The organism is Virgibacillus sp. AGTR, assembly GCF_016919725.2.
Taxonomy (GTDB): Bacteria; Bacillota; Bacilli; order Bacillales; family Amphibacillaceae; genus Virgibacillus; species Virgibacillus salarius.
Map to the genome: position 1 here is coordinate 1 of NZ_JAJERH010000145.1, position 2,144 is coordinate 2,144.

Consider the following 2,144-nt stretch of genomic DNA (forward strand, 5'->3'; position numbering starts at 1 on the left):
TCTTTGCAAAGTTAGTTGAGGCCGTGCCCGCGGAAAGCGAAGTAATTAGTCGAAGCATTGCCAATATACATCAAACATTTCAAAATAACTACTTGGCTTAACGCAGTCATTGCACTGATTTGATACTTTCTTAACTTTGAACAAAGAAGCAGGTGCCCCCATTAGCAACGTAGGACCGAACCACTTCGCATGAGGTAAAGGAAACACAAATAGCCACAGCGATTCACTGTTGACTTATCATAATCATAATCGTAGGTCTCGTCGGCATCTATGAAACGACTTACTCTGTTATACACAATCTTAATCAACAAAAAACAGCGATACTCATGCTGTGATCGCTGTTTCCCTATCTACTAGTTATTATCTTTTTCCAGCTTTTTAATGCGTTCTTCTAATTCTGATAGTTTTTTATACTTATCATGTATCCTTGAGCGGATGCTTTGAATTATAACAACTATAGTTAAAATAGTAACAATTACTGCTAATAACCAGCCTATGTATATTTCCATATACGAAAGTTACCCCCTCATTTAGAATAATTGATATATATAATATATAAAACCTACTGTAATAATAGCTGGCAATAGATTTCCGATTCGAATAGATGTGATTTTTAGTAGATTGAAGCCAATCGCAAGAATTAGTACTCCACCTACTGCAGTTAGCTCTGTTATCATGCCATTCAGAAAACTTTCTGGAAGGATTTGTTCTATTTGTGTAGCTAATAAGGCAATACTACCTTGATATAAAACAACCGGGATAACCGATAGGATAACCCCAAACCCTAAAGTTGTCGTTAATACGAGCGCTACAAATCCATCAAGAATTCCTTTTGTAATTAATACTTCATGATCACCACGAATTCCACTATCTAAAGCACCAATTACCGACATGGCACCTATTACAAAAATTAGTGATGCAGTGACAAAACCTTGGGATACGCTAAAATCACTGCTTTTCGTCGTGAATTTACTTCCTATCCATGTTCCCAGACTATTTAATCTTACTTCTAGATTCAATAGCTCTCCTAGAATTGCCCCTGTAAGTAAGCTGAGTAATACAATGATAATTAGCTCTGTGGAAAGTGCCATTTGAACCCCAATAATCATAACCGCCAATCCAATTCCTTGCATAACTGTTTCTTTATACCGTTCAGGAATTTTTGTAAAGAGTAAACCAAACAAACTACCAATGATGATTAATACGCCATTGATGATAGTTCCATATAATGCCATGCCCTCATCATCCCCAATAATTGAATTAATTTAATAGATGCTTGCAATGTCTCTCATTGCTTTTATAAATGGAGTTATTTCTTCTTATGTATTGCTTCTCGAAAGACTTACTCATACAGCACCTTGTTCGCTGGTTTGCAACATTTCATGCATTAGTGAACTACATTGTAGACAAGCTCGTAATGCGATCTGATAATGTGCATCCAGTATCGTAGCAATTTCATGTGAAGATATATCTTTACTATTAAATGCTATCATTGGCAGAGATCATTTATCTATCCTATAGCACGTAACACCAGAAATTGCTTGGAGCTCATTCACAAGCATTTGCGTTAATAATGTTTCACGTGAAACAATTTCCTCTACTTGTTTTTCAAATAAACTTAAAGCAGCAAGTAAACCAGCTATCGCTAGCGTATTCAACGTACCACTTTCATATACTTCCACCATCCGTTTGGTTGCAATACTTCCTCTGAATGGCTTCCCATCCCCCCATGAATAAGTGGTTTTAATTCACCCTTGTACCATAGTATGCCCCCCTCTTTTGGGGATCGCACCTATTTCATTCATTACCCTCATCATCGCCTCGATAACTACTGGTGGTTTCGGATAAGATGAGGCAGCTTGATCAAAATATATCATGATCTATCCGCCAATTCTATTTAGACTATAAGCTGAAGCTCATTAATTTATACGTGTATAGAACAAAAGTACAAGCACCGATTAGAAACGTAGCGAATGAAACAAGTCAACGGAGCTAAAGGAATCACAGTGTGCTTGCGAGCCAATAATGACTTAGATTAGGGCGATTCGTGAACTCGCCTAGTTTCTGGGCGCTGGATCTGGGCGCGGCTCACCACACCTCTATTTATCCACATAGGCTAATTTTATAATTTCCTAGACTATTAG

Annotated in this window: 5 protein-coding genes; all 5 read right to left on the reverse strand. The window is 37.4% G+C overall.

The window, feature by feature from the left end:
- Positions 1–353 precede the first annotated feature (353 nt).
- On the reverse strand, positions 354–509 hold the full coding sequence (locus JUJ52_RS22805; protein WP_205389369.1) for a hypothetical protein: 156 nt from the start codon (positions 507–509) through the stop codon (positions 354–356).
- Positions 510–530: 21 nt separating this feature from the next.
- Positions 531–1,235: a DUF554 domain-containing protein gene (locus tag JUJ52_RS22810; protein ID WP_026679598.1), complete on the reverse strand. Its 705-nt coding sequence runs from the start codon at positions 1,233–1,235 to the stop codon at positions 531–533.
- A gap of 111 nt (positions 1,236–1,346) precedes the next feature.
- Positions 1,347–1,493 (reverse strand): hypothetical protein, encoded by a 147-nt coding sequence (locus tag JUJ52_RS22815; RefSeq protein ID WP_161629254.1) that lies wholly within the window; start codon positions 1,491–1,493, stop codon positions 1,347–1,349.
- A 9-nt stretch (positions 1,494–1,502) separates the two neighbouring features.
- Positions 1,503–1,682 (reverse strand): aminotransferase class V-fold PLP-dependent enzyme, encoded by a 180-nt coding sequence (locus JUJ52_RS22820; protein WP_228089229.1) that lies wholly within the window; start codon positions 1,680–1,682, stop codon positions 1,503–1,505.
- A gap of 66 nt (positions 1,683–1,748) precedes the next feature.
- Positions 1,749–1,877 carry a hypothetical protein gene (locus JUJ52_RS23485; RefSeq protein ID WP_255637857.1) on the reverse strand — a complete coding sequence of 43 codons (129 nt, stop codon included), beginning with the start codon at positions 1,875–1,877 and terminating at the stop codon, positions 1,749–1,751.
- Positions 1,878–2,144: the final 267 nt, after the last annotated feature.

Coding starts and splice junctions, on each gene's coding strand:
- JUJ52_RS22805 (WP_205389369.1), bottom strand. CDS start 509: ATGGAAATATACATAGGCTGGTTATTAGCAGTAATTGTTACTATTTTA.
- JUJ52_RS22810 (WP_026679598.1), bottom strand. CDS start 1,235: ATGGCATTATATGGAACTATCATCAATGGCGTATTAATCATCATTGGT.
- JUJ52_RS22815 (WP_161629254.1), bottom strand. CDS start 1,493: ATGATAGCATTTAATAGTAAAGATATATCTTCACATGAAATTGCTACG.
- JUJ52_RS23485 (WP_255637857.1), bottom strand. CDS start 1,877: ATGATATATTTTGATCAAGCTGCCTCATCTTATCCGAAACCACCAGTA.